Annotated in this window: 25 protein-coding genes; 11 read left to right on the forward strand and 14 right to left on the reverse strand. The window is 38.6% G+C overall.

Annotated elements, in window-relative coordinates; translation table 11 throughout:
- The first annotated feature begins 11 nt into the window (after nucleotides 1-11).
- The 5 genes from F565_RS0119920 (at nucleotide 12) to menD (ending at nucleotide 7,470) form a co-directional block, all read left to right on the forward strand.
- Nucleotides 12-1,664: a glycoside hydrolase family 43 protein gene (locus tag F565_RS0119920; protein WP_020215014.1), complete on the forward strand. Its 1,653-nt coding sequence runs from the start codon at nucleotides 12-14 to the stop codon at nucleotides 1,662-1,664.
- 133 nt (nucleotides 1,665-1,797) lie between these two features.
- Entirely contained in the window at nucleotides 1,798-2,634 is an 837-nt protein-coding gene (locus F565_RS0119925) for a universal stress protein (protein ID WP_020215015.1), read from the forward strand.
- A gap of 62 nt (nucleotides 2,635-2,696) precedes the next feature.
- Nucleotides 2,697-4,469 carry a MutS-related protein gene (locus F565_RS0119930; RefSeq protein WP_020215016.1) on the forward strand — a complete coding sequence of 591 codons (1,773 nt, stop codon included), beginning with the start codon at nucleotides 2,697-2,699 and terminating at the stop codon, nucleotides 4,467-4,469.
- Nucleotides 4,470-4,608: 139 nt separating this feature from the next.
- Nucleotides 4,609-5,457 carry an alpha/beta fold hydrolase gene (locus F565_RS0119935; RefSeq protein WP_020215017.1) on the forward strand — a complete coding sequence of 283 codons (849 nt, stop codon included), beginning with the start codon at nucleotides 4,609-4,611 and terminating at the stop codon, nucleotides 5,455-5,457.
- 354 nt (nucleotides 5,458-5,811) lie between these two features.
- Nucleotides 5,812-7,470 (forward strand): 2-succinyl-5-enolpyruvyl-6-hydroxy-3-cyclohexene-1-carboxylic-acid synthase, encoded by a 1,659-nt coding sequence (gene menD, locus F565_RS0119940; protein WP_020215018.1) that lies wholly within the window; start codon nucleotides 5,812-5,814, stop codon nucleotides 7,468-7,470.
- A 239-nt stretch (nucleotides 7,471-7,709) separates the two neighbouring features.
- Here menD and F565_RS0119945 read toward each other — a convergent pair whose 3' ends face one another.
- The 3 genes from F565_RS0119945 to F565_RS0119955 form a co-directional block, all read right to left on the reverse strand.
- Nucleotides 7,710-8,210, reverse strand: a complete 501-nt coding sequence (locus F565_RS0119945) for a hypothetical protein (protein ID WP_020215019.1) — start codon at nucleotides 8,208-8,210, stop codon at nucleotides 7,710-7,712.
- Nucleotides 8,211-8,313: 103 nt separating this feature from the next.
- Nucleotides 8,314-9,099, reverse strand: a complete 786-nt coding sequence (locus F565_RS0119950; protein ID WP_020215020.1) for a hypothetical protein — start codon at nucleotides 9,097-9,099, stop codon at nucleotides 8,314-8,316.
- A 44-nt stretch (nucleotides 9,100-9,143) separates the two neighbouring features.
- A complete protein-coding gene (locus F565_RS0119955; protein ID WP_020215021.1) occupies nucleotides 9,144-9,980 on the reverse strand; it encodes a UDP-2,3-diacylglucosamine diphosphatase in 837 nt (278 codons plus the stop codon).
- 160 nt (nucleotides 9,981-10,140) lie between these two features.
- Here F565_RS0119955 and aroC point away from each other — a divergent pair, with 160 nt between their 5' ends.
- Complete coding sequence (aroC, locus tag F565_RS0119960) at nucleotides 10,141-11,193, forward strand: chorismate synthase (protein WP_020215022.1); 1,053 nt, start codon at nucleotides 10,141-10,143, stop codon at nucleotides 11,191-11,193.
- Nucleotides 11,194-11,343: 150 nt separating this feature from the next.
- Nucleotides 11,344-12,609 carry a T9SS type A sorting domain-containing protein gene (locus F565_RS0119965; RefSeq protein WP_020215023.1) on the forward strand — a complete coding sequence of 422 codons (1,266 nt, stop codon included), beginning with the start codon at nucleotides 11,344-11,346 and terminating at the stop codon, nucleotides 12,607-12,609.
- A gap of 164 nt (nucleotides 12,610-12,773) precedes the next feature.
- On the opposite strand, the gene F565_RS0119970 is transcribed toward F565_RS0119965, so the two are convergent.
- The 4 genes from F565_RS0119970 to F565_RS0119985 all read right to left on the reverse strand — a co-directional run bounded on the left by F565_RS0119970 (nucleotide 12,774) and on the right by F565_RS0119985 (nucleotide 15,518).
- On the reverse strand, nucleotides 12,774-13,958 hold the full coding sequence (locus F565_RS0119970; RefSeq protein ID WP_020215024.1) for a DUF763 domain-containing protein: 1,185 nt from the start codon (nucleotides 13,956-13,958) through the stop codon (nucleotides 12,774-12,776).
- Between the two features lie 131 nt (nucleotides 13,959-14,089).
- On the reverse strand, nucleotides 14,090-14,539 hold the full coding sequence (locus tag F565_RS0119975) for a hypothetical protein (RefSeq protein WP_020215025.1): 450 nt from the start codon (nucleotides 14,537-14,539) through the stop codon (nucleotides 14,090-14,092).
- A 4-nt stretch (nucleotides 14,540-14,543) separates the two neighbouring features.
- A complete protein-coding gene (locus F565_RS0119980) occupies nucleotides 14,544-14,945 on the reverse strand; it encodes a hypothetical protein (RefSeq protein WP_020215026.1) in 402 nt (133 codons plus the stop codon).
- A 30-nt stretch (nucleotides 14,946-14,975) separates the two neighbouring features.
- Complete coding sequence (locus tag F565_RS0119985) at nucleotides 14,976-15,518, reverse strand: RNA polymerase sigma factor (RefSeq protein ID WP_020215027.1); 543 nt, start codon at nucleotides 15,516-15,518, stop codon at nucleotides 14,976-14,978.
- A 174-nt stretch (nucleotides 15,519-15,692) separates the two neighbouring features.
- Between F565_RS0119985 and F565_RS0119990 the strand changes: the two genes are divergently transcribed.
- From F565_RS0119990 to F565_RS0120000, 3 genes are all read left to right on the forward strand, one after another.
- A complete protein-coding gene (locus tag F565_RS0119990; RefSeq protein ID WP_020215028.1) occupies nucleotides 15,693-16,349 on the forward strand; it encodes an HAD family hydrolase in 657 nt (218 codons plus the stop codon).
- 67 nt (nucleotides 16,350-16,416) lie between these two features.
- Entirely contained in the window at nucleotides 16,417-17,073 is a 657-nt protein-coding gene (locus F565_RS0119995; RefSeq protein WP_026300200.1) for an HAD family hydrolase, read from the forward strand.
- 45 nt (nucleotides 17,074-17,118) lie between these two features.
- Complete coding sequence (locus F565_RS0120000; protein ID WP_020215030.1) at nucleotides 17,119-17,775, forward strand: HAD family hydrolase; 657 nt, start codon at nucleotides 17,119-17,121, stop codon at nucleotides 17,773-17,775.
- 61 nt (nucleotides 17,776-17,836) lie between these two features.
- Here F565_RS0120000 and F565_RS0120005 read toward each other — a convergent pair whose 3' ends face one another.
- Together F565_RS0120005 and F565_RS0120010 are read right to left on the reverse strand one after the other, a co-directional pair.
- Nucleotides 17,837-19,120: a cryptochrome/photolyase family protein gene (locus tag F565_RS0120005; protein ID WP_020215031.1), complete on the reverse strand. Its 1,284-nt coding sequence runs from the start codon at nucleotides 19,118-19,120 to the stop codon at nucleotides 17,837-17,839.
- Nucleotides 19,117-19,590: an SRPBCC family protein gene (locus F565_RS0120010; RefSeq protein ID WP_020215032.1), complete on the reverse strand. Its 474-nt coding sequence runs from the start codon at nucleotides 19,588-19,590 to the stop codon at nucleotides 19,117-19,119. Before F565_RS0120010 ends, F565_RS0120005 begins: the two co-directional genes overlap by 4 nt.
- Before the next feature lie 138 nt (nucleotides 19,591-19,728).
- On the opposite strand from F565_RS0120010, the gene F565_RS0120015 reads away from it, so the two are divergent.
- A complete protein-coding gene (locus F565_RS0120015) occupies nucleotides 19,729-20,586 on the forward strand; it encodes a DUF2911 domain-containing protein (protein WP_026300201.1) in 858 nt (285 codons plus the stop codon).
- A gap of 70 nt (nucleotides 20,587-20,656) precedes the next feature.
- Here F565_RS0120015 and F565_RS0120020 read toward each other — a convergent pair whose 3' ends face one another.
- Genes F565_RS0120020 through F565_RS0120040 form a run of 5 tightly spaced genes read right to left on the reverse strand, consistent with a single transcriptional unit; the run spans nucleotide 20,657 to nucleotide 24,294 of the window.
- Entirely contained in the window at nucleotides 20,657-21,436 is a 780-nt protein-coding gene (locus tag F565_RS0120020; RefSeq protein ID WP_020215034.1) for an L-fucose dehydrogenase, read from the reverse strand.
- Between the two features lie 56 nt (nucleotides 21,437-21,492).
- A complete protein-coding gene (locus F565_RS0120025) occupies nucleotides 21,493-22,317 on the reverse strand; it encodes an amidohydrolase family protein (RefSeq protein ID WP_020215035.1) in 825 nt (274 codons plus the stop codon).
- A gap of 10 nt (nucleotides 22,318-22,327) precedes the next feature.
- Complete coding sequence (locus tag F565_RS0120030; protein ID WP_020215036.1) at nucleotides 22,328-22,657, reverse strand: L-rhamnose mutarotase; 330 nt, start codon at nucleotides 22,655-22,657, stop codon at nucleotides 22,328-22,330.
- Between the two features lie 2 nt (nucleotides 22,658-22,659).
- Nucleotides 22,660-23,514: a fumarylacetoacetate hydrolase family protein gene (locus F565_RS0120035; protein ID WP_020215037.1), complete on the reverse strand. Its 855-nt coding sequence runs from the start codon at nucleotides 23,512-23,514 to the stop codon at nucleotides 22,660-22,662.
- Between the two features lie 15 nt (nucleotides 23,515-23,529).
- On the reverse strand, nucleotides 23,530-24,294 hold the full coding sequence (locus F565_RS0120040) for an SDR family NAD(P)-dependent oxidoreductase (RefSeq protein ID WP_020215038.1): 765 nt from the start codon (nucleotides 24,292-24,294) through the stop codon (nucleotides 23,530-23,532).
- Between the last annotated feature and the right edge of the window lie 10 nt (nucleotides 24,295-24,304).

The raw sequence follows: 24,304 nt of genomic DNA on the forward strand, positions 1-24,304 counted from the left end.
AGTAAACTACTATGAAAATTAAAAATACACTTACTGTTTTTATTGTCACTGGCTTAAGCCTTATTATATCAAATAGTTTGTTTTCACAAGAGGTTAAGCCTTATGTTTCTCAGGTTTGGGTGGCTGACCAAAACGATGGTACCTACAAAAACCCCATTTTGTATGCTGATTACTCAGATCCTGATGTTATTCGTGTAGGTGATGATTTTTATATGGTGGCATCCAGTTTTAACGAAACTCCGGGGCTGCCCATTTTACACTCTATAGATATGATAAACTGGCAGTTAGTTAATTATGCCATTACAGATGTTCTGCCATTAGAGCATTACAACATTCCGCAAAGGGGTAACGGCGTGTGGGCTCCGGCTATTCGTTATCACAAAGGCGAATTTTACATATATTGGGGCGACCCTGATTTTGGGATCTTTATGGTGAAAACTAAAGACCCGCGTGGTAAATGGGAGCGGCCTGTGCTGGTTATGGAAGGTAAAGGGCTCATAGATTCCTGCCCGTTGTGGGATGATAACGGTAACGCTTACTTGGTGCATGGCTGGGCAGGAAGCCGGGCAGGGGTAAAGAGCCTGCTTACCATAAACAAGATGAACCCCGAAGGCACAAAAGTGTTAGATAAAGGCGTACATGTGTTTGACGGGCATGATAAACACCCAACTGTAGAAGGGCCTAAGATGTACAAACGTAATGGCTATTACTACATATTTGCCCCCGCAGGTGGTGTGGCTACAGGGTGGCAATTAATACTGCGGTCTAAAAATATCTACGGCCCTTATGAAGAGAAGATTGTGTTAGAGCAGGGTTCGACAAAAATTAATGGTCCACATCAGGGAGCATGGGTAGATACTCCGGGAGGGGAATCGTGGTTTTATCATTTTCAGGATCTGGATGCTTATGGCCGTGTTATACATTTGCAGCCCATGAAATGGGAAAAAGACTGGCCGGTAATTGGGGTCGATTATGATAAAAATGGTATTGGCGAACCGGTTTCGACACATAAAAAACCAACTATAGCAAAGAAAAGCAGCATAACGACACCTTATGAAACAGATGAATTTGATGCCGATAGTTTAGGCCTGCAATGGCAATGGAGTGCCAACTCTAATTTGGTGTGGTCGTCAAAAATTAAAGGCACAAATTATTTGCGGCTTTTTGCTATAAAAATACCTGAAGGGGCAAAAAATCTTTGGGATGTACCTAACTTACTACTGCAAAAATTTCCTGCGCCAAACTTTACAGCATCAACAAAAGTAAAGTTAACTCCCGAAGATGCTAAAGAAGGAAAATCGGCAGGGTTGCTGGTTATGGGTCTTGATTACCAATGCTTAGTAATTACTAATAAGCCCGATGGTTATTATTTACAGCTTAAGGGTGTTCAAAATGCAGACAAAGGTACTGCCGAAAATATTTTGTTTGAAACCAAACTAAGCAGTAACGAAGTTTACCTAAAAGTAAAAGTAAATGAGCCTAACGGATTGTGCCAGTTTAGCTATAGCCAAAATGGTAAAAGCTTTATAAATGCAGGTAAGGTCTTTCAGGCAAGGCCCGGAAAATGGATAGGAGCAAAAGTGGGGCTGTTTAGCGTAAGCACACAGGAAGTTAGCAGGGGAGGTTACGCTGATTTTGACTGGTTTAGAATAACTGCAAAATAATATTACAGAAGGGTAGGTTGCACATTAAATTTATAATGATCTCTTGCAACAAATTTGTGTTAACCATTGCATAAAAAGTAAGAAAACATCGTTGGTTTTTGTTATCTTTAACTCAACAATACTAACAGATATTATGAAACAAATACTTTTTACAACAGATTTTTCTGAGGCTGCCCATAAGGCCTTTGTATATGCCCTTAAGTTTGCCGATTCTTTTGACGCAGAACTTATTGTATTGCATGTATATGACCTGCCTATAGTAGAAACCCCATCTTTACCGGACTCTACAATGGAAATTTTTGATATTGTAGAAATGAACCAGTTTGAAAGCTTCAGGGACGAATTGCCGGGGCTTCATAAAATTGCTGAAGAAAATAACTTAGGGCACGTAAAACTGCGTAATATACTTCAGTATGGCGACCTTATATATAACATTAATAAGGTTTGCGAAGATGAAGTTATAGATATGATAGTTATGGGCACCCGCGGTGCCACAGGCCTTAAAGAAACGTTTTTGGGCTCTAAAACAGGATCGGTAATATCAAATTCCAAGGTGCCGGTTTTAGCCATTCCTGCTGAAGCTGATTATAAATCTATAAAAAGTATTGCATTTACAACACAATACCAGGATAAAGACAATGACGCCCTGCGCAGCGCTTTAGATATTGCAAGTAAATTTGGTGCAAGGGTGCAATGCCTTTATATTAAAAATGACGACGACCCCGAAGATATTGAAGAGAGAATAAACGAGTGGAAGATATACTACCGCGATGAAAATATAGATTTTTTTAATATTGCCGGAGACCATATAGAACAAACGATACTTGATTTTATAGAAAACCAAAAAGTAGACCTTCTTGTTATGCGAACCCATAAACGTGGTTTCTTCGAAAGCCTGTTTCACAGGAGCCTTACAAAAAAACTGGCATACCATAGCAATGTGCCATTGCTGGTGTTTCATGAAAGCTAAATATATATCCTGCCCGCCGGCAGGATTTTTTATTTTCTATATTTGCGGCTTAGTACATATCTATGGAATTTTATACCACCCGAAGGGAACAATTTTTAAAAGAACTCGCACATCATACCAAACAATATAATACCATAAGTCTTATAAGATTTATAATAGCTATTGCATTTTTAATTTTAGGGTACTACAGCGTGCAAAGTGCCAACCCTGTAAAATTTGTAATTGCAATGGCGTTATGTGCTCTTGCCTTTTCGGGTTTAATGAGGCTGCATACTGCAGTATCTAAAAAAAAGGAGAGGGCTGCAGCACTTGTGGCTGTTAATGAACAGGAGATAACTTACCTTACAGGCCACGGCATACCCTTTGCAGATGGTACGCATTTTGCCGACCATAACCATGCTTATTCTCATGACCTGGATGTCTTTGGGCAGCGATCCCTGTTCCATAACCTTAACCGTACCGAAACTTTTAAAGGGGCTAATAAACTGGCCGAACTATTACTTAATGTACTGCCGCAACCCGAAATTTTATTAAACCAGGCAGCGGTAAAAGAACTTGCTGCAAAACCGGAGTGGAGGCAGGAAGTTATGGCATTAGGTAAAAGCAATAAAGATAGCGCCGATGCATATTATAAGCTTCAGGAATGGCTTAAACATAACCCGGTAAGTTTATCGCCGGTGGCAGGTATTCTTGCTGTTATATCACCTTTAGCCCTGCTTGCCGCCGTAATTGGTTATTTATGTACAGGCAATGGCATCTTTGCCACCGTAGCAGAATATCTTATAGGTTTTAATTTTATTTTTATACTGGGCTATATAAAAATTATAAAAAACGAGATAGAACATACTACAGAGATACACGAAACAATACATCGTTATGCCCTTATTATTGAGCAATTGGAGAATGAGCTATTTACAAGCGAAAAATTAAAAAACCTTCAAAAAACGCTTACGGGTAGTGGAGAAAAAGCAAGTATACATATAAAAAAACTTGCACTTTTGTTTTCCCGTATGGATATTGTAAATAATGTTTTTGGCGCAGCCATCCTTAATAGTGTTTCGTTGTTTCATTTTCATACGCTAAAATCATTAGTGAGCTGGAAGAAAAACCATGCTAACAATGTTATCCTTTGGCTTGAAGCTATTGCAGAGGCGGAAGCTATGGGTAGTTTTGCCAACCTGTATTATAACAATCCCGATTTTACTTTTCCACAGCTAAATTCAGACTCTCACATAATTTTTAAAGACCTTGGCCATCCACTTATAAAAAAGGGTACGAGAGTGGGCAACGATATTACATTTAATCCTGCTTTCACAATACTTACAGGGTCTAATATGTCGGGTAAAAGTACTTTTTTGCGTAGCCTGGGCATTAATATGGTGCTGGCAGGTGCGGGCGCGCCTGTTTGTGCTACCCAGGCTATGGTACATCCGTTGCCGGTATTGGTATCAATGCGATTATCTGATTCGCTGTCAGATTCAGAATCTTACTTTTTTGCCGAGATAAAACGCCTTCGCCAGATAATGGATGCACTACAGGGAGAAAAAGCTTTTGTATTGCTTGATGAAATTTTGCGTGGCACAAACTCTGACGATAAACGTACAGGAACCATTAAAGTTGTAAAACGTATGATGGGGCTTAACGCCATAGGTGCCATTGCTACACATGATATTGAGGTTTGCAATACCGCCGATGAATATCCTGAAAATTTAATTAACCGTTGTTTCGAAGTGCAGATTGTAGATAATGAGCTTTATTTTGATTACTGCCTGCGCGACGGGATATGTAAAAATAAGAGTGCAACATTTATTATGGAAAAAATGGGGGTAGTATAAATTATTTATATAGCCTTATTGAAATATACCCCATATTAAATTTGTTCTACCCTTAACAATAGCTAATTATTTGCTAATAGTATTTGACCTGTTTTTTGATGTTCCTAACTTTAAGTTATAAATATTTAAAAATAATAGTATGCCATTTATCACAACAAACTCTGTTAGTTTATCAGGAAGTTCAGAAGAAGTAAAATTGTTTTACCAGGATATAGGCAGGGGCAGGCCGGTAGTATTTATACACGGCTGGCCACTTAACCATGAAATGTGGGAATACCAGGTAAACGAATTACCTAAACATAATATACGTGTAATTACTTATGACCGCCGGGGGTTTGGTAAATCGTCCCGCCCATGGGAAGGGTACGACTATGATACCTTTGCTCAGGATCTTAAGCTTATACTGGAACACCTTAACTTAACTAATGTAACCCTTGCAGGCTTTTCTATGGGTGGGGGCGAAGTTGCACGTTACCTTGCCAAATATAATACAGATGGCAGAGTTACCAAAGCTGCACTTATAAGCGCTGTAACACCATATTTACTAAAAACAGACGACAACCCCACGGGGCTGCCGCAACAAATGTTTGACGAAATAAAGCAACAGCTTGAAGAAGACAGGCCTAAATTTCTTGCATCATTTGCTAAAACTTTTTATGGTGTAAACCTGTTTAGCCATCCGGTAAGTGAAGAATTTTTACAACACAATCTTATGCGTACATTAAACTCGGCAGGCTATAGTACTATTAAAGCTATGCAGGCATGGTCTGCCACTGATTTTAGGGCAGATCTTGATACTATTAAAATTCCGCTATTAGTATTGCATGGAAAGGAAGACCAAACAGTGCCTATTGATGCATCTGCTGAAGAAACCATTAAGCGTGTTCCCCATGCCGAATATATTGTATATGACGATGCGCCTCACGGATTGTTTTACACCCACAGGCATCGCTTTAACGATGAGATGATCAATTTTATTAACAGATAAAAATGTGGGGTTTGAAGGAAGAAAGCCGTGACTGTGTAGTACAGTTGCGGCTTTCATTTTTTTAACAGTATCGTTAATTAAATTAATTTGGGCATGGTGCGGTTGCATGATTTAAAATTTTAGAAACAATACTTTTAAGTGAGTTTACATACCAATTTCTGGTCGTTATTAAATGGCATTTTTAACGATTGGCTCAAAACCATATTTTTAAGGGCAAAAGTTGTTACCTCTTTTTTGATATGCTAACTGCGGATTAAAATTTTACATTTTTTATTATGCATTTCCTTATGGTAATGGTAAATTTGTAGTGGCAGGTTTAAACAATACAGAGCCTGTAATTTCACATAAAAATAAATGATCTACCCTAAAATACCTTTAGCACAAAGTATCATAGAAATATGCCACTGCAAGCTTATAAATCATATAGTTATATCTCCTGGATCGCGTAATGCGCCACTTACTATAGGCTTTGCCAATAACCCTGATTTTACTTGTTATAGTATTGCCGATGAGCGTTGCGCGGCATTTTTTGCACTGGGACTGGCTCAGCAATTACAAACTCCGGTGGCTTTAGTGTGTACATCAGGTTCGGCATTATTAAATTATTATCCTGCTGTAGCCGAGGCTTTTTACAGCCAGATACCGCTAATTGTAATATCTGCAGACAGGCCGCATGATAAAATAGATATTGGCGACGGGCAAACAATACGCCAGGAAAATGTATATGCAAATCATATTTTGTACAGTGCTAATTTGCATGAAGAAGCATCTGAACAAAATGACGCGTTAATTAATGAAGCCATTGCTGTAGCGCGTTTTCAAAAAGGGCCAACACATATAAACGCACCATTTGAAGAACCGCTGTATGAAACCGTTACAGAGCCTACAGTAAATGTTCAGGTACATTATACCACTATGAATCCTGTTACTTTTAATGGTGATATAACCCCTTATGTAAAAAAATGGAATACTGCTAAAAAGAAATTAGTACTTGTAGGGGTAAATAGTCCTGATGCATTAGATAATGCTGTTATAGAAAACCTCGCTAACGACCCATCTGTAGTGGTAATGACAGAGACTACGTCTAATTTACACCACCCTGCATTTCTTAATAGTATAGATACAATAATAACACCATTTACTGCTGAAGATTTTGAGGCTTACAGGCCTGAAATCCTGATTACATTTGGTGGTATGGTAGTATCTAAAAGAGTTAAGGCGTTTTTAAGAAAATACCAGCCGCAGGAGCATTGGCATATAGATACCCTTCGTGCTTATAATACTTTTGGGGTATTAACACAGCATTTTAAAGAAGACCCAAATACGTTTCTTGCCGGTTTTTTAGCCAAAACTGAACTTACAGATAGTGGCTACCGGGCAATGGCGTTAAAACTAAATGCTTTCAGGAGGGTAAAACACAATGAATATTTAGCTAAAATACCTTTTACAGATTTTAAAGCTTTTGAAATTATATTACCGGCCCTGCCAAAAAATTCGCAGTTACAAATAGGTAACAGCTCGGCTATACGGTATGCGCAGTTGTTTGATATTAAACCGGGTATAGATGTTTTTTGTAACCGTGGCACCAGTGGTATAGATGGTATTACATCTACAGCGGCAGGCGCGGCAGTAGGCAGCAATAAAGAAACAGTAGTTATTACCGGCGATGTAAGTTTTTTATATGACAGCAATGCGTTATGGAATAACTACATACCTAAAGATTTTAAAATAATAGTAATAAACAATGGTGGTGGCGGAATTTTCAGGATATTGCCGGGCCATGCCGAAACCCCTGTGTTTAATACTTATTTTGAAACAGCACATAATCTTACAGCAGAGCATATTGCTAAAATGTATGGTTTTGTGTACCAAACCGCTCATAATGAAAGCGAACTTAAAAAGGAAATTGCTGCATTTTTTGAAAAAACAGAAGGCCCCAAATTGCTGGAAATTTTTACACCTATGTTAGAAAACGATAGAGTATTGCTGCAGTACTTTAAAGAGCTTACATAGGATTGTTTCTATACACGCATTTTAAAATACTCACTTACCTTATTTCCTATTCTTTCGTAACAGCATCGTTCAAAAAAAATCAGCCATTCCTTAAAGGGAATGGCTGATATATTATACTTTTAGTAGGGATAGTCTGTATTAAAGTACGCACACTATTAAAAATTACAATAATGTTGTGTTATACAGAGTTGTACCGTGCTAAATAGTCAATAAACTAATTTTTAAGGAATAATATCTATTTAAAATTTGTAACGGATACCTAAAGCGATGTCCGGGCCAAAGTTATCACCTCTGTAGTCATCATTAAAATAAAGTTCCGGCCTAAAGTCAAGAGATAGTTGTAACGGGATATCAAAATTATATTCTATACCAAGGTCTCCTGCCGCAAATATAAATGTACCACTATCATCAAAACGATCCGGGCGAGGGCCTGGTCCGTTATAATCGGTACTCCAGGTACCTAAACCACCACCTACACCTGCATACCAGTTAAAACCACCTTCTATATTCCATACCCATTGGTAAAGAGCAGCAAGCTTAACGGCATCGTAGTTGTTAGAGTTGCGCCATCCTAAATCAAGCTCCAGCCTGTTGTTGCCCGAAAATGACCTTTGGTAAGAAACTTCCCCGCCAAAACCGTCGTTATCGCCCAGCCTTAAACCTAATGCATTCCTGTCCTGTGCCTGTGCAGTAAGGGCTAAGCCCAATAGCATGAAGGCAGATAAAAGTAGTTTTTTCATAATGATTGTTTTAGTTGTTTAATCTGAAACAAAAATAACATGCTAAATTTTGTAGGAATATATGTATGTTAAAGTTTTAACAGTTATCATTATGTTAAATCAGCTACTCAAGGTTATGCCTAAGTAACAGTTCTTCCTGGTGCTGTTGGGATGATGCCGGAATGCCAAACTGTGTCGCAATTTCCTGCGGAACCTGGTATTGAAAATCGGTTACTGTTTTTACAACCCCTGTATTTTGTGCATAGTATTGTAATGAGGTAACTATTTTCTGATTGGCAACAACCGGAAAAGTAACACCACTTAATGTTGTAGATAGTGCTACATATATTGTAGTTTCGACCGTTTTTAAATTTGTGTAGGTTTGATTGTTTACCACAAGGCTTGCAACATCCTGTTTTGAAGTTGTGGTTAAGGTATAATTTACAATTACTGGAAAACCATTATAATTTTGTGTTACAGATCCTGTAACATTGCTTAGTACTTCATCGTTTGTTGCACTTTCTTTAAATATAACAAGGTCTGATACTCCTATTGTAAAAGGCACTGCTTCAGATATGCTTAAGGTTGTGCTGCCTGTAACAACTATTTTATCGCCATCTTTTTTAACGCCATTATTGCTAAGGGCACTGCTGTAAAAACCAAAAGGGGTATCTTTAGTTTTAAACTTTTTATAAGTATTAGCGCCTATCACAGTGTCGTTTGCTACATATAGAGAGTCGCTACCGCTTTCTGCAGATCCTGTTATTTCATAAATCCAAAATTTGCCGGTTGCAAGGGGCAAATAACTGGTATCTCCTGTAGCAGGGGGTGTGGCAGTAGTATCGTCGTTGCTCGAGCAGGAAACAGCAAACAATGCTGCGGCAAAAAATACGTAAACAATTTTTTTCATAGATGGCTATATTAAGTTTGCGCTAATATAGCCAAGATTTTAACTTAAAGTGCAACTTTATTATTAAAAAGCATTGTTGCAACAAGATGCACGCCTAATTTAACTTCGGCTTCCTGTATTTCTTCTTCAACAACTTTTTCTTCTTTAGTGTACTGGTACAGCTTCCATTTCTTTTTATGATATTCAAGAGCTGTGAGGTTTTCTATCCAGTCTCCCGAATTTAAATACATAACGCTTCCTCGTTTGTTTTGTTTGCGCACCATGTTTGGCTCATGTATATGCCCGCAAATTACATAATCGTAGTTGTTCTCTATAGCAAGGTCTGCGGCGGTGGTTTCAAAATCCGAAATAAATTTTACGGCTTTTTTTACACCCGACTTAATTTTTTTAGAAAGTGAGTAAGGTTCTTTACCCATCTTTGCAAGCAGGAAGTTTATAAACCTGTTCATTAATATAAGGTAGTCATAACCTATACCTCCCAGCTTGGCAATCCATTTTGCATGTTGTACAGAGCTGTCAAAAACATCACCGTGAAAAAACCATGCTTTTTTACCATCAAGATCTAATACCACTTTGTCATCTATACAAAAATTGCCCATAGTGGTTTCGCTAAACTTGCGCAGCATTTCGTCGTGGTTGCCGGTAATGTAATACACTTTGGTGCCGCGTGCTGCAAAATCCAGTATTTTTTTTACAATTTTAAGGTGCGATTTAGGGAAATATGACTTTCTAAACTGCCATATATCTATAATATCACCATTAAGAATAAGAGTTTTTGGCTTAATGGAAGAAAGGTAGTTAAGTAATTCTTTAGCGTGGCAGCCATAAGTGCCCAGGTGAACATCTGAAATTACTACAAGGTCAACATTTCTTTTTTTCATGATATGTTTCTTGCAAAGTACAACTATGGCTGTTATTTTGTTTTTAAGTTAAGGTTATTATACTGTAATTTAGAATAGTAGGTATATTAAGATATCCTAAAGCTACTTTTATTTTATTAATAGGGCAGAAGCGAGTATATTTGTTTAAAACACAATAATAATGGCAGGAAATATTTTTGGGCAACTATTCAGGCTAAGCACCTTTGGAGAGTCTCATGGGCCGGCAATTGGCGGTGTTATAGATGGCTGCCCTCCGGGAATAGAACTTAACTTTAATGCTATACAAAATGAGCTTAACAGGCGCAGGCCGGGGCAAAGTGCTATTGTAACGCAAAGAAAAGAACCGGATGAAGTACAGTTTTTGTCGGGTATATTTGAAGGGAAAACTACAGGTGCGCCTATAGGTTTTATTGTGCCTAATACAAACCAAAAATCTGACGATTACTCTCATATTAAAGATGTGTACCGTCCGTCTCACGCTGATTATACGTATGATAAAAAGTATGGTACGCGCGATTACAGAGGTGGTGGCAGGAGTTCTGCCCGCGAAACCATAAGCCGTGTAGTAGGTGGGGCCATTGCAAAACAGGTTATACCTAACATTACCATAAATGCATTTACATCATCTGTAGGGGATATATTTATAGATAAACCTTACCAGGCACTTGATTTTTCGCTTATAGAGAGTAACGCCGTTCGTTGCCCGGACGCTGCTACTGCCGCGCGTATGGAAGATTACATTAAACAAATAAGGAAAGAAGGCGATACCGTGGGCGGTACTGTAACCTGTGTAATACAAAATGTGCCCGTGGGCCTTGGCGAACCAGTGTTTGACAAGCTGCATGCAGAGCTGGGCAAGGCTATGCTGTCTATTAATGCCGTAAAAGGATTTGAATATGGCAGTGGTTTTTGTGGCGCAAAAATGAAAGGGAGTGAACATAACGACCTTTTTAATACAGACGGTACTACCAAAAGTAATCTTTCGGGGGGCATTCAGGGAGGCATAAGCAATGGTATGGATATTTATTTTAGGGTAGCCTTTAAGCCTGTTGCAACAATAATGCAAACGCAAACTACTATAGATAGTAATGGTAATGAGGTAGAAATGCAGGGCAGGGGCAGGCACGACCCTTGTGTAGTGCCCCGTGCAGTGCCTATTGTAGAGGCTATGGCGGCACTTGTATTAACAGATTATTATCTTTTAGCTAAATAAGTTGCTATTATTGTCAGTTTAAAAACCCTAAAAATCAATTATTTAAATAAATCTGATTAATATTTTATATTTTTTCTTCTTAAATTTACTATAAATAAATTGTAACAAATGTATTTTTTCCTATTTTTGGAAAAATTAAAAACTATTATCATGAAAAAACGATTACTTTTAGCGGGCATGTTGTTAGGCTCGTTTATTACTGCAAATGCACAGGACAGCTGTGATACTGCAACATCAATTGAGGCTGCCGGTGGAAGTTATACTGTTACTGAAATAGCAGGTGAGTATCCTGAAACTGGATGTTGGACAGCAGCGGCAGATAATGCTGTGTGGTTTGCTGTTACTGCATCTGCAAATGGAGCTTACAGGGTTAATACAAATTTACCTGCAAACGAAGGTGGCGATACAAGGGTAGCTATTTATTCTGGAGAATGTGGTGCTTTACAGTGCTGGAATGCTGCTGACGATGTTTATTACGTTAGCGATGATGATTATAACGGCTTAACTGATTTCCAATTCCCTGTTCTTGCTGGTGACACTTACTACATCGTATTTGATAATCAATGGGATGATGCTGGTTTCGATTTTGAAGTATCTTTCCTTGAGCCAGGTTGTACTACAACTGCACTTAACGAAGACTGGACTAACAGTGCAAGCTATTATTTCTGCTGGTCAAGAATTGACATTAATGGCGATGAGAACGGATGGTCTTATTTAGATACATTTGATTTAGGTGGTGAAGATGCTGCTGTAGATAAAGTTGTAGGAATTTATTCTCCTGAAGCTGATGCTAATGATGATTTTCTTATATCTGGAGGTGTAGGCCTTACTGCAGGTACAGAATATACTTTAAATGTAGTTTACAATGCTGCTGATTTACAAAGTAATACAACCCCTCCTGTACCATTTCCAGCTAATGAGAGCTATGAAGTTTATGTATTAACTCTTGATGCTGATGGTTTTAATCCAGTTGCTCTTATTGGTGAAGAAACAGGTATTACACAAGGTGGAGACGGATCAGATCTATTAGGAGAAGCATCTACTGGCAGTTATGCGTTTACGCCGGAAGATGATGGTGAGTACTATTTTGGATTACGCTCTACATCTGAAGCTGGTAGTGGTCTTTTATTAGTATTTAACGTAACTCTTGATGGTTTACTTGGAACAGGATCTCAAACAATTTCTAACTTTGCAGTATTCCCTAACCCAACATCAAATGTTGTTAACGTTAATGCTAACAATGCACTTGTAAATGGTGTTAACTTTGCTGACCTTAACGGTCGTGTAGTTAAAACTGCTAAATTTGACGGTGTAGCTGAAGCTCAGGTAAATGTTTCAGATCTTGCATCTGGTGTTTACATGATGTCTATATCTTCTGATAAAGGTACTACAGTTAAAAAAATCGTGAAAAACTAATTAATAGTTTATACACCATACCTAAAAGGGCTGCTCTAATCAGGCAGCCCTTTTTGTATTTATATATTGAACTCATCCTGACTTTTTTCAATTGGTTACAATATGGCCTTTTCACTTCAAACAAAAGTCACTACAAGGCTCTTTTCAATAATTAAAGTGAAATACTAAAGTTCAGGTGGTTTTGCATTGCCAAAAATAGTACGGCCACCGTACTTATACGATTCATCGCGCTCTTTTTGTATCAGTGCATTAAAATTTGTATTTGGTGTAAAGTTACTTTCTGCCTGCCGCGATAGCTCTGATAATTTTTGTATTGACTGAAGTTTATCGCTGTTGCCAATCTTCGCCCTTTGTATAGCTGTTTGTAATGTTTTTATAGTTTCGTCAAAAACATCTATAGGTACAGGAAATGGATGTCCGTCTTTGCCGCCATGGGCAAACGAGAAGCGGGCAGGGTCATCAAAGCGTGTAGGGGTGCCATATATAACTTCGCTTACCAATGCTAAAGACTGTACCATTCTTGGTCCCATGCCTTTAAGCATTAATAATTCTTCAAAATCTTCGGGTTTATTTTCGTGCGCAAGCCATAGCATTGCGCCAAGGCGTTTCATATTTACATCCTTCATCCTTACATCATGATGGTTTGGCATTACAAGGTGGTTAATTTCTTTAAGCATCCTTTCCGGATGTTCATTTAAAATAAGCAACGATTTTTCTCTTGTTTCTGCCGCATCTCCTGCGGTAAGGTTTAATATCTTGCCTTGGTTTTCCCCACAAATAAAAGTATGCGGCTCATTGATAAATGACTGTAGGTTTTCGCTGTGCCAATGATAACGGCGTGCCATACCCGTAGCATTGTTCATACCCTGTTGTATAACGCACCAGTCGCCCCAGGTATTTACTATAAAATTGTGTTGGTAAAGCTGAAAACCATCCTGTATAGCAGTATTATCTACCTTAGCAGTAAGTTTACTTAGCCCGGCAAGCTCTAAACCGTTAAGCCCTGTACGGTTTCCTACTGTTACAAGCTCATCGGGCGTTTTCATAGAGTTTTTACCTTTACCACCGCAAATATAGATGCCCAGTTCTTTGGCATGAGGGTTTACAGCCTGCTTAAGAGACCCAAGCACAGATGTTGTAATGCCGGATGAATGCCAGTCCATACCCATTACCGCTCCAAAACTCTGAAACCAGAATGGATTTGCTAATTTACTGATTACCGCAGCTGTAGAAAATTCCATGGCAATGGTCTCGACAATCGCAAGCCCTAATTTAGCCATTCTTTCGTATAGCCAGGGTGGCACATGGCCACTATGAAGCGGTAAATCAGCAGACCCGGATCGTTTCATGCTGTAAAGATAGTTAGTTTAATTTTGAGAGTTGCAAAGCAATAGCAAAGTAGCAGATCAACAAATGAGCAAAGTTATTTGAGCTTCTGCATTTATGTATAAAAAAAGGAAGCATTGCTGCTTCCTCACATTTAATCTTTTTTATCCTTATCTTTATATTTCTCCAGTAGTTTTTTGTTAAAATCGTCTTCTACTTTTTTAAGTTTAATAAGTTTTACAGATCCTATAACAGGCCTTAAATCGCTAACCATTTTTTTGCGCAGGTTAAACTGCTCTTCATCTGCTGCCTGAAATTTATCAAGGTAAATGCGGGCCTCTTTCTCACTCATTTTATCAAGTGCGCCATCTTTAAGCTGTTTAAAAAGTGGCCTTAACTTATCATGCCTTATTTCGTATACCTTTTCTTCATAAGCATTATACACCGGCCAGAATTTTTCCGATTCGGCAGTAGTTAAATTTAGCTCGGTTGTTATGTAAGATATTTTAAGGGCTTTTATCTGTTCTCTTTTTTCTTCGTGGGTCTGGCTGAAACCGGTTAAAGTAAAGAGCAATAACAAGGGTAATATCAATTTTATTTTCATAGTGTTATTCGTTTAAATATACATCTTCATTAGTAAGGTAGTCCTTAATTGCATCATCATTAATTACAATGCTTTCTTCAAGCTCATCAATATCTTGCTGGTCAAGGTTTTGCATCAGGTCGTACGAGTTTACATTTGCCTGGTATACAAGGTAATTTTCTATGGCAGCATCATCTGGCTGCGAAACCGCACTGGTGGTGGTGTAAAATACGCCCAGGGTAATCATAATAATAAACCCTGCAGCAGCAGAGAACCATACAGGCTTGCGTTTATACAATGGCACCACCTTAGCCTCGTGCTTAGGCAATTGCTGCATAAGCCTGTTGGTAAAGTTTTCAAAATAATCATCGGGGGTGGTAAAGCCCGGCGTTATTTTTTGTCCCTCGTTTAACTTAAAATCATTCATGGCATTAAGACTTTATTAATTGTAAAAGGTTTAATGGTTGTTAATATAATCTTCTATTTTTTTTACGGCATGGTGGTATGAGGCTTTTAGCGCCCCTACAGATGTGCCCAATATTTCAGATATATCTTCATACTTTAAATCCTCAAAATATTTCATTTTAAAAACAAGCTGCTGTTTTTGCGGCAGCGATGCTACAGCCTGCTGTAATTTTAATTGCAATGCGTCACCTTCAAAATAATCATCGGCAGGCAGGCTGTTAAGAGCCCTCTCGTTAACTTCCTCGTTACTTATATAGTTCTTACGGGCTTTAAGGCTAATAAACGTAAGTGCCTCATTAGTGGCTATGCGGTATATCCAGGAAAATAGCTTGCTCTCGCCTTTAAACCCGGCCAGGTTCCTGAATACTTTTATAAAAGTATTTTGCAAAACATCATCAGTATCATCATGATCCAGCACAATGGTACGAATATGGCTGTACAGCGGCCTGCTGTATTGTGCCACAAGCTGCCTAAAGGCAGTATCCTGCGTTTTAGGGTTTAGTAACTGTGCTATAAATGCTTTTTCGTCCTGCAAAGTGAACCATTTATTATTTAGACTAAAGTTAGTACAAAAGGTTTAATAGCATTGTATGTATTAATAAAGTTATAGCGTTTTCGTAGTATCTGCGGGGGTATTTAACGCAAAGTTTACCAAGTATTACTTTTTACTTCTTACAGGATATTGTATTTTTGACTTTTAATCAAAATTATGGTCAACACAGTTATATTTGATATGGACGGCGTTATTGTAGATACAGAACCCGTACACTATTACTCCTACCACAAACATTTTAAAGAACTTGGCATAGAAGTAACCGATGAAATGTACGGTACCTTTACCGGTTTTTCTACTAAAAATACGTATCAGGCAATTGTAAAGGAATTTAACCTCTCTCATGAAGTAGACTTGCTAATTGCTTCTAAACGTGAAATTTTTAATAATGCCTTTGATGAAAAGGCCGACCTTGAATTACTTCCCGGTGTAAGGAACCTTATTGTAAACCTCTATGAAAATGGCCTGCAATTGGTGTTGGCATCATCGGCATCGCATGTAACGATACAAAGGATTTTTAACCGTTTCAAGTTGCACGAATATTTCACCCATATTGTAAGTGGTGAAGAATTTCCGCAGTCTAAGCCTCACCCGGCTATTTTTTTAAGGGCTGCCGAATTATCAGGCTCTCCGGTTAACGAATGTATTGTTATAGAAGACAGTACGAACGGTATTAAGGCCGCTAAAGCTGCCGGTATATTTTGTGTGGGTTATAAAAGCGAAAATTCTGTATTGCAGGAAATTTCTATAGCCGATATGACCATCAACCATTTTAATGAACTGAATGCAGATATTGTCAGGGGGCTGATATAGTTTACAGTTGCAGTAATAGTTTTCAGCAACTTTAAACAAAAGAACATTAAACTTTAAATAAAAGAAATTGAAGAAAGCAGTAATATTTGATATGGATGGTGTAGTAGTAAATACCGAGCCGCTAAGCCATATTGCCAATAAAAAATTTTATGATTCGTTAGGTATTAATGTTACCGATGATGTGTATTCTACTTTTATAGGGAATTCTGACAAGAATATTATCCAGAAAATTGTTGACAGATATGGTGTGGAAACCGATAAGGAAGTCCTTTTAGAACAGTGCCTTAATTATTACTGCGATGAGTTTGATAACGACCCTAACCTGGAGCTTATGCCCGGTGTTAATGATCTTATTGTAGATTTACATACTAATGGCATGATCCTGCTTTTAGCGTCGTCATCATCTAAAATTAAGATAGAACGCGTGTTCACACGTTTTGGTTTATACCCTTATTTTAGCCATATTATTAGCGGTCAGGATTTTGAATTCTCTAAACCGCATCCGGCTATTTTTATGGAAGCTGTAGAAAAATCGGGCTTTACTGCCGATGAGTGTATTGTGATTGAAGACAGTACTAATGGTATAAAGGCGGCTACCGCTGCCGGAGTTTATTGTATAGGCTATAAAAGCGAGGAAGATTCGCTACAGGACACATCGTTAGCTAATGAAGTGATTACCGATTTTAAGCAATTAAGCTTTGAAAGGATCAGCGATATAAAATAGTAGAGGCGTTGCATTGCAACGTCTGCCAGCTATAAAAAAGATATTATGATAAAATGTGTAATTTTTGATATGGATGGGGTAGTGGTAAATACCGAACCTATAGGCTATCAAGCTAATGGTGAGTTGTTTAAATCTTTGAACATTGTAGTGCCCGATGATATATACGCCACATTTATTGGGAGTTCTGACAAAAATAATATGCAACGAATTAAGGATTTGTATAATCTTGAGCATACCCGCGAAGAACTTCTTGACGAAAAATACAAATACTACTACGAGGTTTTTGATAAGGCCGACGATCTCGAACTGATGGCTGGGGTAAAGGACCTTATTATCGATTTACATAAAAATGGCATGAAGCTCATACTGGCATCATCGGCCACTAAGCGTAAGATAGATAAGGTATTTAGCCGGTTTGATCTGTATCCTTATTTTGATGAAGTGATAAGCGGCGATGATTTTGAATTCTCTAAACCGCACCCTGCCATATTTCTTGAAGCTGTTGCAAAATCAGGATTTAATAAAAGCGAATGTGTTATTATAGAAGACAGTGCTAACGGCATAAAGGCCGCGAAAGCGGCCGGAGTTTACTGTATAGGCTATGTAAGTGGACACGGCTTGCCGCAGGACACTACCGGTGCAGATAAGGTAATTACCGATTTTAAGGAACTTAGTTTTAATAAATTTAATGATTTAATTTAGCTTACAGCTTTATTATCAGTCCACAACCCTTATGGAATTGTTCACTTCGACCGCGACTAAACTAAACAAGTCCCTCTTTATAAACCTTCAGCGCCCTTTCGCGGGCCTCTTTATGGTCTACAATAGGTTTATAGTTAAGGTCTTCAAATTCCGGCACCCATTTTTTTATGTACTTTAAATCCTTATCAAATTTTTTAACCTGTTCTGTTGGGTTAAATACCCTGAAGTAAGGAGCAGCATCTACACCGCTGCCTGCGGCCCACTGCCAGTTGCCTATGTTGCTGGATTGCTCATAATCAAATAGCTTCTCAGCAAAATAAGCTTCGCCCTTACGCCAGTCTAATAACAAGTGCTTACATAAAAAACTTGCAGTTACCATACGCACACGGTTGTGCATGGTGCCTGTTGCATTAAGTTCGCGCATACCGGCATCTACCATCGGGAAGCCGGTCTTGCCCTCGCACCAGGCTTTAAAATCATCGTCATTATACCGCCATTTTATATTGTCGTATTTAGGACGGAAGGCTTTAGTAACCGTTTGTGGATAATGCCATAATATTTGCATAAAAAATTCGCGCCATATAAGCTCGTTTAAAAATACTCCGTTACTACTGTCCAGACCTTTTTTTACGAGTTGGCGAATACTCACAGCACCAAACCTAAGGTAAGGGCTAAGGTGCGAAGTGCCATCTATAGCAGGAAAATTTCGTGTATCCTCATAGTTATCTATTAATCCTGTAGATACATCATAAGATGCCGGCTTGATGTCAGATTCGGTAAATCCAATATCTTTTAATCCTAAAAAACGATAGGAGTGGGTGGCTATATCTTCTGCTTTTATAACAGTACTATGCTGCGTAAGGTTGTCATTTTTAAGCAATTCTTTCCAGCGTTTACTGTAAGGTGTATACACTACATAAGGTGTACCATCACCTTTTATTACTTCGTCCTTTTCAAAAATAACCTGATCTTTAAATGTTTTAAATTCTATATTTTTAGCAGATAGAAATTCACCTATTGCTTTATCTCTTGTGCGCGCATAAGGCTCATAATCATGGTTGGTATAAACAGCAGTAATTTGGTGTTCAGCAGTTAATTTTTTAAATACATTTTCGGGCGTATCATTAAATACTGCTAATGACCGGTTATGCTTTTTAAATTCGGTATTTATATTTTCAAGTAACTGCACTATGAATGTAACGCGGTGGTCATCCTTTGGCAATTCGTCCAGTATATTTTTATCAAAAATAAAAATGGGCAGTACTTGCTCTCCTGTTGCAATGGCGGCATGCAGCCCGGTGTTATCATCAATCCTTAAGTCGCGCCTAAACCAGAATACTATCATACAGGCATTGCTTTAAATTCGCCAAATAGTTCTATCAGTTTCTTTTGGCGGTAAGCAAAGATCTCATCAAGCTTTTGCTTAACTAAAAACGGGTGCACCAGGCGGCCTAAAATGCCCATAGGTACTTTATAATGTACAATATCTTCCATCTCTACACCACCGGGAATTTCTTTTAAAAAATGTTTATGGTGCCAAAAGGCATACGGGCCAAAACGCTGTTCGTCTACAAAAAACTGTTTGTCAACTACATGGGTAATTTCTGTAACCCATTGTAATTTTATGCCTAACAGCGGCGTTATGGTGTAAATAATAACCTGGCCTGCAAACATTTTGCGGTCATCGCCACTCAGGGTATTAAACCCCATTGAGGGTGGTGTTATTACTGAGAGGTTTTTAGGGTCGCCCATAAAATCCCACGCCTGTTGCAGGGATATGGGTAGTTTCTGGAATTTATGTACTGTATATATCATTGTAAGAAAAAGAGGTGTGAAGTTACTAAACCAAACCCATACTTTGAAAAGATGATTAACGAATTTCGGTTTTTTTTAACAGGCGTAACAGGTTTAATTATTAATTTCGCAGTTGCAAACATTAAAACACAAAGAGTAATGAAAAAAATATTCGCCACCGCCGTTATTGTAATGGCCTTTATGCTTAGCGCAACGGCACAAATACAAACACCACAGGCAAGTCCGAAGGCTGTTATAGAGCAAACTGTGGGTTTAACAACTGTTAAAATAGATTACTCAAGGCCAAGTGCAAGAGGCAGGTCGGTTTACGGCGAGTTGGTTCCTTTTGGCAGATTATGGAGAACGGGTGCAAATGCAAACACCATCGTTACCTTTAGCGATGATGTACTTATAGGCGGGAAATCACTTTCTGCAGGTTCTTATGCTTTATACACACAACCAAAGGCAGATACCTGGGATGTTATTTTTTATACAGATACCAACAACTGGGGACTACCGGAAAAATGGGATGAGAAAAAAGAAGCAGTAAGGGTTCCTGTTAAGCCTGAATTTCTTAACCGTAATGTAGAAACACTTACAATAGGCCTTAACGCTCTTGAAAACGATTATGGTTTTCTTGAAATTGCCTGGGAAAAAACCATGGTTGCCCTAAAAATTGAGGTTCCTACTAAAGCTACTGCACTTAAGAGTATAGACGAGGCTATGTCTGGCCCTACACAAGGTGCTTATTTTGCTGCGGCACAATATTTTTACCAGAGTAATGCTGATATGAATAAAGCCCTTACATGGATTAATGCCGGTATTGATAAAACGCCTAAAGGCGAAGAAACCCCTTTTTATATGCTTAGGCAAAAATCGCTTATACAGGCTAAACTGGGTGACAAAAAAGGTGCTATAGAAACGGCTAAACTGTCGTTACAAGGTGCTGAAAAAGCTAAAAATGCTGATTACATTAAAATGAACAAAGACTCTATAAACGAATGGGGTAAGAAATAATCTTAGCCTTTTTAAGTACAAAAGCTGCCTCACAAGGGCAGCTTTTTGCAATTATATTCTTATTAGTTAATTATAACGCACGGTCTAAATGTACATAGCCACCATCTACGTGAATTAATTGTCCTGTAGTATGGGCAGATCTGCCCGACAGCAGAAACGCCACCATATCGGCTATTTCTTCAACTTTAGTCATGCGTTTTTCAAACGGGATTTTATCGGTAATGCTTTTAAGTTTTTCTTCGGCATTATCAAATGTGTTTATCCAGGTTTTGTATAAGGGCGTCCATGCCTCGGCCACAATAACAGCGTTTACACGAATACTATAGGGCAGGAGCTCTACAGCCCATTCGCGGGTTAAAGCATTGCGCGCACCATTTGCCGCCGCATAGCCGGAGGTTCCTCCCTGGCCGGTTTCGGCTGTTTTGCTGCCTATGTTTACAATACTGCCTTTACTGTTTTTTAAAGCCGGCAGAGCATACTGTGCCAGTAAATAGTAATGCACTACATTTTTATGGAGCGAAGCTATAAAACCCTCATAGTTGCCATTTTCAAGTCCCACACCGTCATTTGCTCCGGCATTATTTACAAGGCCATCAATAGTTTTATAGTTGGAAATTATGTTGTCTATGGCTATTTTACAGTTTTTAGGGTGAGACAATTCCGCAGTAACATAGCCCGCTGCGTAGCCCAGCTGCTCAATCTCAGCCACTAATTTTTTATTGTCGTTTTCATCACGCCCAATAATTACCGGCAGGGCACCTTCTGCCGCAACAGATTTTGCAATAGCTGCGCCAATGCCTTTTGCACCACCGCTTATTACTATAACTTTATTGTTTAAATGTAAATTCATACTTTAAGTTGATGTTTTTATAGTGCTAAATATCAGTAATTAAATATTATTTTAAACTATAATTTATAAAAATGTTCAGCATTTTTACAGAAGATATTCTCCTTATCTATCTGTGTAAATTGGTTCGTATATTTTTTAATCAAATCTAACCACTGGCTATAATTGCCTGCTAACAACATAACCGGCCAGTCGCTCCCGAACAAAATACGGCTGCTACCAAAGTTTTCGAAAACTACATCGAGGCAGTTAAAAATTTCTTTTTCGTTCCAGTTGTTCCAGTCGCATTGCGTTAGTAATCCGGATAGTTTACAATACACATTAGGGTTTTGGCTAATAATTTTAATATGACTTTTCCATGAAGTACAATCATCCTGTTTTAGGTCAGGCTTTGCACAATGGTCTAAAATAAAAGTCATCTCGGGCAAAGTTTCTGTTAAGGTAATTGCCTCTTTCAGCTGATGTTGCTTAATAAGAATATCGTATGTATAGTTATATTTTTGCAGTGCTTTTAGCCCATTTATTATATCTTCCTGCACTAAAAAGCCGGTGCCTTCGCCTTCGCTTATATGCCTGAATCCTTTTAGCTTTTTATACGCTGAATAGTTTATAAGCTCATCTTCAATATGTAAATTTTTGAGATCTATCCAGCCCACAACACCTTTTATAAAAGGGTTTTGTCCTGCCAATTTTAAAAGGAACTGTGTTTCTGAGGCACTTTGGTCGGCCTGCACTGCGATACATCCTGAAACTGCATTTTCTTTAAATATAGGTTCTACATCACCAGGCAAAAAATCCCTACTGATAACCTTCATATCTTCTGTTATCCAGGTATCCCTTAAAGGATCGAAATTCCAGAAATGTACATGCGAATCTATAATCATACGCTTTTGTTTACAGTTCGAATATTTTATCCATCAACAGCCATTTCTCTCCTGGGCTGGCGTGGGGGAGTGCCTGTTGGTAGTTCCACATCAGCGTTTCCCATTCCTGCACTTTAGGGTTCGAGGCGTCGGCTTTTCCTTTAGCTTCAAAACTAAATGTATCATTTACCTCCATTATCATAAAAAGACGGTTACCGGTACGGTAAATTTCCATAGCTTCTATACCGCAATCTTTTATGCCTGACTGTATTTCAGGCCATATTTTTTTGTGAAAGGCTTCGTATTCAGCAATAAGCTTACTATCGTCAACAAGGTCTAACGCCAGGCAATACCGTTTCATAGTTATACTTTTTGATATGCCTTAACATGTTGTTTGCTCACTCCTAAACCGTCTATGCCCAGCTCTATAACATCGCCTTCTTTTAAATACCATGGTTCCGGTTTCATGCCAAGCCCCACACCTGCAGGTGTACCTGTTGTAATAACATCTCCGGGAAGCAGTGTCATGAACTGGCTAATGTAACTTACTAAAAATGGAATATTAAAAATAAGGTTTGCTGTGCTGCCATCCTGTACTTTTTTACCATTGACAGTTAACCAGAGTTTTAAGTTGTGCACATCTTCAATTTCGTCGGGTGTGGCAATAAATGGCCCAAGCGGAGCAAAAGTATCGCAGCTCTTACCTTTTACCCACTGCCCGTTGCGCTCTAACTGAAACTCACGTTCGCTGTAATCGTTATGCAAAATATATCCGGCAATGTGGCTTAAGGCTTCTTCTTCAGATACATAACTTGCCTTTTTACCAATTACAAATGCAAGTTCTACTTCCCAGTCGGTTTTTTTACTGTTTTTGGGGATTATAAGATCATCATTAGGACCCACGATAGCCGATGTTGCTTTAAAAAATAAAATAGGCTCTGCCGGTATTGCAGCTCCGGTTTCGTGGGCGTGGTCCTTATAATTAAGCCCTACGCATATCAGCTTGCTTGGCCTGGCTAAAGCTGCACCTAAACGTATGTTTTGGTCAACCTCCGTGAGGCCGCCTTTTTCTATAGCTGTTTGTAATTCATTAATGGCATTGCCTGCAAAAAATGCTTCGTTATAATCGGTAACTAAATGCGATACATCATACCATTTATCATTTATAATAACACCCGGTTTTTCCTGCCCTTCGGCGCCAAATCGTATTAATTTCATATCCTGATATATATTTTAATTATTAAGGGTTGTAAATCCGCCATCTATAGGGTAGTCTACACCTGTTATAAAAGCGGCTTCATCACTACAAAGATATAACGCAAGGCCTGCAACTTCTTCAGGTTCGGCCATACGGCCAATGGGCTGTGTTTTGCTAAGCTTCTCAAACATTTCATCAATCCTGTCAGGATACGTCTTTTGTAAAAAGCCATCTACAAAAGGTGTATGTACCCTCGCCGGCGATATGGAGTTACAGCGGATATTTTCGCTAATATAGTCTTTTGCCACACTCATTGTCATGGCTTTTACTGCCCCTTTTGCCGTGCTGTATGCAAACCTGTCCGGAATACCCACTAATGCCGCTATAGATGCCATATTAATAATAACCCCGCCACCGGCAGCCCGCAATTGTGGTATGGCAGCGTAGAGGCAATTATACACGCCTTTTACATTAACACGCATAACCCTGTCAAAGTCATCTTCGGGAGTGGTGTCGGCTTTGCCAATATGGGCAATCCCGGCATTATTAACAAGTATATTTATGAACCCTATTTTATTAAAAGTATCTATAACAGCTTGTTGATTAGATACATCGCATACATGTGCAAAAGCAGTATAATTATTTTGGGCAATCTCTTTCAATGTTCCTGCAGCATGTTCTTCGCTAATCTCTAAAACATGAACTTCGGCACCCTGTTTAGCAAGCAGCACCGCTATGGCTTTTCCTATGCCGCTACCGGCACCAGTAACTATTGCTTTTTTATTTTGTAATGAAAACATATTTATTTGT

The organism is Flavobacterium rivuli WB 3.3-2 = DSM 21788 (assembly GCF_000378485.1).
Classification (GTDB): Bacteria; Bacteroidota; Bacteroidia; order Flavobacteriales; family Flavobacteriaceae; genus Flavobacterium; species Flavobacterium rivuli.